Here is a 6,233-nt window from a genome sequence, read left to right on the forward strand (position 1 = left end):
CATGATCCGCCGCCGCGCCCTGCTCGCGGGCGCACCGGGCCTGCTCGCCGCCCCCGCCCTGGCCCAGCCCCTCGGCGATTGGCCGAACCGGCCGATCCGAGCCATCATCCCCTGGCCGCCCGGTGGCTCGACCGATGTGCTGGCACGCCTGGTCTGCGAGCAACTCGGCCAGAAGCTCGGCCAGAATTACGTGCTGGAGAACCGCCCTGGCGCCGGCGGCAACATCGGCATGGAAGCGATCGCGAAATCCGCGCCGGACGGCTATACCCAGGGCCCGGCGACCATCGCCAACCTTTCCATCGCGCAATTCCTCTACTCGCGGCTGCCCTTCGACCCGGAGAAGGACTTCTCGGTCATCTCCATGCATTGGGAGCTGCCGAACGTGCTGGTGGCGCCGGCGCAATTCTGCCCCGCCAACAATGCCCGCGAATTCATCGAATGGGCCCGCGCCCGGACGAACGGCGTCTCCTTCGGCAGCCCGGGGGTCGGGACCACGGCGCATCTCTGCGGCAGCATGTTCTGCGACCGGCAGAAGATCGACGGCCAGCATGTCCCTTTCCGCGGCGCGGCGCAGATCATCCCGGCTATGCTGGCGGGCGACCTGACCTTCGCCATCGACAACTTGGCCAGCTACATCCCGGTGATCCAGGAAGGCCGGATGAAGGCCTTCGCCGTGACCAGCCCGCAGCGCTGGCCCTCCCTGCCGAACATCGCGACCATGGGCGAGGCCGGTATACCTGACTTCACCGTCACCTCCTGGTGCGCCTGGGTCGGCCCGGCGGGAATGCCGCGGCCGATCGTCGAGCGGGTGAATGCGGCGATGAAGGAGGTGGCGGAGGACCCCGCCATGCAGCGGCGCTTCGAGCAGACCGGCGCCCGCTGCGTCTGGAGCACGCCGGAGGATGCGGTGAAGCACGCCGCGAGCCAGCGGCCGATGCTCAAGGAGATGGTCCGCATCTCCGGCGCCCGTATGGACTGAGGCGCCGCTCCGCCGGGGTTACCGGTCCTGCTGGTAGCCCTGGTGGGTGGTGTTCTGCTTGATGTCGCCCTGCCGGCCCTGTTCGCCGAGGTTGCGGTCGCGGCTCGACTTCGTGGCCTCGGCTTGCTGGGCGCCCATGTCGCCCTCGGGGCTCTGGGCCCCCGGGCCATGCGGGCTGCGGTTGGCCGGCGGGACCGGCGGCAGATGAGCCTTGGATGACATGGCGTCCCCCATTGTTAGCGTGTGATCCCCCTCAACGCCGCCCCGGCGCGGCGCGTTCCGCCGCCCGCCCCTGGTAATCCGCCGCGCCGCGCCGCATACCCCCGCCATGCCTGCTTCCAGCACCGCGCCGCTCTGGCTCAACAGCCTGTTCGTGGACCACGCCCTGCTGCGCCTGGGCTGGCGGAATTGGGGGGTGGTGGAGGCCGGGCGGCTCTACCGCTCCAACCACCCGATGCCCTGGCAGCTCGCGGCCGCCGCCCGCCGCTTCGGCCTGCGCACGGTGATCAACCTGCGCGGCGAGCGCACCGGCTGCGGCTCCGACCGGCTTGGCCGGGCGGCGGCGGCGGAACTCGGCCTCGTGCATATCGACGCCCCTTTCGAGAGCCGTGGCGCCCCGCACAAGGACCGCATCCTTCGTCTGGCCGAGATCTTCCGCACCATGGAGGAGCCGGCGCTGATGCATTGCAAGTCGGGCGCCGACCGCACCGGCCTCGCCGCCGGCCTCTGGCTCCTGTTGCAGGGGCGGCCGCCGGCGGAGGCGCTGGCGCAACTCTCTCTCCGGCACGGCCATGTCCGGCAAAGCCGCACGGGCATCCTCGATGCCTTCTTCCTCGCCTATGCCGCAGCCCATGCGCGGGAGGGCAAGCCCTTCCTCGACTGGCTGCGCGACGATTATTCCGAGGCGGCGCTGCGCGAGGCCTTCCAGTCCCGCGCCTGGGCCGACCGGCTGGTGGACGGCATCCTCCGCCGCGAGTAGGTCAGCCCAGCAGCCCGAAACGCACCGCCATCCGGTGGATCCGCCCGACGAGGAGGTTGCAGAGCACCGTTCGCGTCAGATGGAAGCCGAGCACCAGCGGCACGCCGAGCTCCAGCGCCTTGGCCGTCAGCGCCATCTCCGGCATGCCGCCCGGCGCCATGCCGAGGATCATCGCCGCATAGGGCAGGCCGGCCGCGGCCCCGATCCCGACGGCGAGCAGGGTCAACAGCAGCGACAGGACCCCGGCCGAGATCACCGCCGCGAGCGCCAGCCGGTGCGAGGCCATGAGGAAGCTCCGCGTCAGCCGCGTCCCGAGCGAGGCGCCCATCGCCACCTGGGCCGCGTCGATCAGCGGCACGGGCACGCCGGACGGGAGATGGCCGCTCGCGGCAAGGGCGATGCCGAGGGCACAGGGCCCGAGCATCCACGGATTCGCCATGCCGATCCGTTGCAACGGCCAGGCCAGCACAAGCCCCGCCGCCGCCATGCCGATCAGCCCCGGCCACCAGGTTTCCGCCCGGGCCGCGGTGAAATCGGCGAAGTCGCCATGCGGCGCCAGCCAGCCGAGCAGCGGCGGGAAGGTCAGCACCACGACCAGGACGCGCATGGTCTGCGCCAGGGTGACAGTCGGGACGGAGGCCTTCGCCTCCTGCGCCAGCACCGCCATGACGATGACGCCGCCCGGCACCGCGCAGAAGAAGCCGGTCTGCCGGTCCGTCCCTGCCAGGCGGGTGAAGAGCTGCGCGACGACGAGGCCGGAGAGGATGGCGAGCACCCCGCCGAGCAGCATCACCGGCAGGGCGCCCATCACCGCCGCCAGCACGGGGCCGGAGAAGGTGATGCCGAGCCCGAGGCCGAGGAAGACGAGACCCGCCGGCCGTGCCCAGCCCGGCATCGCAACCGGCCGGCTCCAGGCCAGCGCCGCGGTCGCCGTCATCGCCCCGATCATCCAGGCGAGCGGCACATGCAGCAGGTCCATCGCCCCGCCTCCGAGCGCCGCGCCGGCGGCGGTGACGAGCTGGGTGCGGAGCAGGGAGGGGAGACGGGTCAAGCGCGGCAGGGTCGCCCACGCCCAGGCGGAGGTCAAACCGCCGGGGCTTGTCGTTATTTTGAGACGGCCTTAACCCGGGATTCACCGCCGTCGCATTATCCCGCCTATCAGCCACCATCATCCCGCCGAACGCCATTCCCCCGATCGCCAGCCGCGGCCCGGACTCCTCCCATGTCCGCCCGGCGGCATCCGTAGCGGCCATGGCGCCGGACCCGCGGCCGATGGCGCAGCCCAACCCGAGCATGCGGATCGACCCCTCGCTTGGCATCGTGGTGATGGAATTCCGCGACCGCTCCGGCGCCATCGCCGCCACCTTGCCGACGCAGCGAGAACTGGATGCCTACCGCTCCGCCCAGCGCCGCGGCGGAGCGGAGCACCGCGCCGCCCAGCCGTCACCGCAGCCCACGCCACCCATGGCCGAACCCGCCTAGCCGCCGTTCAGCGTCAGCGTCGCCCGCCCCTCGGGCTGGCCGGGCGACCGCGTGGTGGCGAGCGGTGCGATGCTGAGAACCTCCTCCTCGTGCCGCATCACCCGCCGCGCCAGCTTCAGCGCCTGGTAGCAGTCATCGGCTTCGGCGAAGCCCAGCGCCTGGCGCAGCATCTCCCGCGCCAAGGCCGAGGTTGTTGCCTGCTGGAAGTCGCTGATCAGCGCGCGCGCCGCCTGCAGGCCGCCCGCCCGCTCCTCATCCGTGCCGATATAGGCCGTCTGCAGGGCGAAGTAGATGCGGCGGGCCGGCGTCGTCGCGGCTTCCGGCGGCATGATCTGCTTGCCGAAAAGGAAGCGCGCCTTGGCCGCCAGCTCGATCCGCGTGCGGTTGCGGAAGCGGATCGGGGCGCCATTGACGACCATCATGTCGCCCTGCCGCAGTTCGAGCACCAGCGTGGACATTCTTGTTCCTTTCGGCTCCGCGTGGCGGAGAGTTGGCGGATCGTCGCATGCGTCGCTTAACGCGGACTGAAACCCGGCACGCCCTTCAGCGCAGGTAGCTCACGAGGCTGAGGGAGGCGATCGTGCCGATCGCGTTGTAGCTGGCCTCGAGCGCGGTCTTGGTCGCCTGCATACGGGTCAGCACTTCAGCCATGTCCACCTCCTCGATATCGGCGAGCTGCGCCTTCAGGGAATCGTGCATCTGGCCGTGGCGGGTTTGCATGTCGGTGAGCTGCTGCTCGGTCTGGCCGAGCGCGCCCTGCTCGTCGGCAAGCGCGTTGGAGGCACTCTGCAAGCCGTGGCGGATGGTATCCGCGAGCGCCTTGAAATCCTCCTGGGAGGCGGTTTGCGCCGGGGTGAGGGCGGCGATGCTCGCCAGGCCCCGCAACAGGTCCCGCGCCCAGGAGCCGGTGGTCTCCCCCGCCGAGGTCGCGGCCGCGTTGCGGTTGGCGAAGAGGCCGATCGGCGTCGCCGTGCCATCGGCCGAGACCACGCTCCGCCGCGGCTCGCCGCCGCCGCGCGACGGGTCGGCGACGAAGGCGGAGAAGGGGGTGACGCCGGTGCTGTCGTCGAGCGCCGCCGCCCTGGTCGCCGCCGCCACCGCCGCCGCATTGCCGCCGCCGAGCATGCCGATGGCCGTGGCGATCCCTGCCGCCATCCCGCCGGTCGGCAACCCGTCCGGGTCCGGCACCGGCGGATTGGCGAAGTCGCTGCCGCCGAAGAGGTATTCGCCGCCCTGCTGCGCATTCAGCAGCTGGCCCACCTCCACCAGCGCCTGCCGCGCCTGGCTGGCATAGAGCGGCAGCACGTCCGGGTTGTTTGCATCCAGCTTCACCGCGATGACGGAGCCGAATTTTCGGGCGATGTCGGCGATCCGCCCGAGCGCCTGCTGCGTCGCCTCGGTGCGCGAGAGCGCCTGGCCGATCAGCGTGCCATAGGTGTCGCGCCGCGCGATCTCCGCCCGCAGGGAAAGCGCCCGCGGCAGCTGCGCGCCGAGATCGGCGGGCCGCTCGCTCTTCAGCCCGGTCGCCTGCTGCCGCGTCAGCGTCAGCAGCCGGGCGCGCAGCACCGCCGTGTCGGTGTCGAGCCGCCCGATGATGTCGATCCCCGGCATCGGTCCTTCTCCTTCAGCGCATGGCGCCGAGCAGCGAATCCCACATGGCCTGCAGGGTACTGATCACCTTGGCATTGGCCGCATAGGCGTTCTGCAGGGTCACCATCCCCGCCATCTCGGCATCGACATCGACGCCGGAGGTGGCGGTGAAGCGGTCGTTGAGCGCATTCTGCAGCCCGGCCGCCTGGGCCTTCGCCTCGGTCGCCGCGGCACGGTCGCCGAGCTGCGCGGCGGTGACGGCGCTGGCATAGTCGGCGATCCGCGCCGCGGGCATGAAGGGCGAGGCCAGCGTGCCGTCCGGCCCGAGGCCGGCGCTGGCGATCGGCGGCCAGGGATTGCCTTCCGAGGCCTCGGCGCCGAGGCTGTGGTTCAGCACCCGCTCGATCATGGTAGCGAAGCCAGCTGGCCCGCCCGGCGGGTTGGGGATGAAGCCGTCTGGACCGCCGGCGCTCGGCGTCACCGCATGGGTGCCGTCGCGCAGCAGGCTCGGGTCGGCCGAGACCGCGCTGCCGAGCCGGATGCGTCCGGCGAAGCCGGCCTGCGCGCTGCCGGCATAGGGCAGGGCCGGGTCGGGAACCGTGCTGCCATCCGCATCGGTGAAGAGCGTCAGCCCCTGCCGGTCGAAGCGGCTGGCGAGGTTGGCGGCGACGAGGTCCGTCTCCGCCTGGTAGCGCGGCAGGGTGCGGTCGCGCATCGCCACGTATTCGCCGAGCCGGCCCCCGGCGATCTGGCCGGTGACGTCGGCACCGTTCAGCGTGATCCCCGGCAGGGTGCCGCCGGCGCCATGGAAGGCATCCGGCGCGACCGAGGCTGGCGTCGTCGCCAGCAGGTCCCGCGCCCGGTCGAGCGGCAGCACCAGCCCGCCGCGGGCGATGAGCAGCAGGTCGCCATCCGGCTTGCGGACGGCTTGGATCTCCATGCTTTGCGAGAGGGCGGCGATCGCCTGGTCGCGCTCGTCCTCGAGCCCGGCCCGGTCGCCGCCGGTGCCGGATTTGATCAGCACGGTGAGGGTGGCGATCTGCTTCAGCGCCGCATTGGCCGTGGCGACCTCGGTGACGATGCCGTCCTGCGCCTGCTGCCGTGCCGCGCCGATCGCCGCCGAGACGTCGTTGAGCCGACGGGCGACGGCGCCTGCCGCGGCCAGCGCCGCCCGCTGCTGCCCGGCATCGGCGGGGGGGGCCC

Annotated in this window: 8 protein-coding genes; 3 read left to right on the top strand and 5 right to left on the bottom strand. The window is 72.0% G+C overall.

Annotated elements, in window-relative coordinates:
- The first annotated feature begins 1 nt into the window (after position 1).
- A complete protein-coding gene (locus tag LH62_RS15690; RefSeq protein ID WP_043362816.1) occupies positions 2–979 on the top strand; it encodes a tripartite tricarboxylate transporter substrate binding protein in 978 nt (325 codons plus the stop codon).
- Between the two features lie 18 nt (positions 980–997).
- Here LH62_RS15690 and LH62_RS15695 read toward each other — a convergent pair whose 3' ends face one another.
- Positions 998–1,201, bottom strand: coding sequence for a hypothetical protein (locus LH62_RS15695; RefSeq protein WP_043365928.1), 204 nt, complete (start codon positions 1,199–1,201; stop codon positions 998–1,000).
- Positions 1,202–1,307: 106 nt separating this feature from the next.
- On the opposite strand from LH62_RS15695, the gene LH62_RS15700 reads away from it, so the two are divergent.
- Entirely contained in the window at positions 1,308–1,958 is a 651-nt protein-coding gene (locus LH62_RS15700) for a tyrosine-protein phosphatase (protein WP_043362818.1), read from the top strand.
- A gap of 1 nt (position 1,959) precedes the next feature.
- On the opposite strand, the gene LH62_RS15705 is transcribed toward LH62_RS15700, so the two are convergent.
- Entirely contained in the window at positions 1,960–3,009 is a 1,050-nt protein-coding gene (locus tag LH62_RS15705) for an AbrB family transcriptional regulator (RefSeq protein ID WP_144404504.1), read from the bottom strand.
- Between the two features lie 200 nt (positions 3,010–3,209).
- Here LH62_RS15705 and LH62_RS15710 point away from each other — a divergent pair, with 200 nt between their 5' ends.
- Positions 3,210–3,440 carry a hypothetical protein gene (locus tag LH62_RS15710; RefSeq protein ID WP_043362823.1) on the top strand — a complete coding sequence of 77 codons (231 nt, stop codon included), beginning with the start codon at positions 3,210–3,212 and terminating at the stop codon, positions 3,438–3,440.
- Here the strand turns inward: LH62_RS15710 and LH62_RS15715 are convergent.
- The 3 genes from LH62_RS15715 to LH62_RS15725 all read right to left on the bottom strand — a co-directional run.
- Complete coding sequence (locus tag LH62_RS15715) at positions 3,437–3,898, bottom strand: flagellar biosynthesis repressor FlbT (RefSeq protein ID WP_052214558.1); 462 nt, start codon at positions 3,896–3,898, stop codon at positions 3,437–3,439. The two genes, LH62_RS15710 and LH62_RS15715, sit on opposite strands and share 4 nt — an antisense overlap.
- Before the next feature lie 85 nt (positions 3,899–3,983).
- Entirely contained in the window at positions 3,984–5,051 is a 1,068-nt protein-coding gene (locus tag LH62_RS15720) for a flagellin (protein WP_043362824.1), read from the bottom strand.
- Positions 5,052–5,064: 13 nt separating this feature from the next.
- Positions 5,065–6,233: FlgK family flagellar hook-associated protein (locus tag LH62_RS15725; RefSeq protein ID WP_201445510.1), on the bottom strand; the 1,169-nt coding region annotated here is incomplete at its 5' end.

It is taken from the genome of Belnapia sp. F-4-1, assembly GCF_000802185.1.
GTDB lineage: Bacteria > Pseudomonadota > Alphaproteobacteria > Acetobacterales > Acetobacteraceae > Belnapia.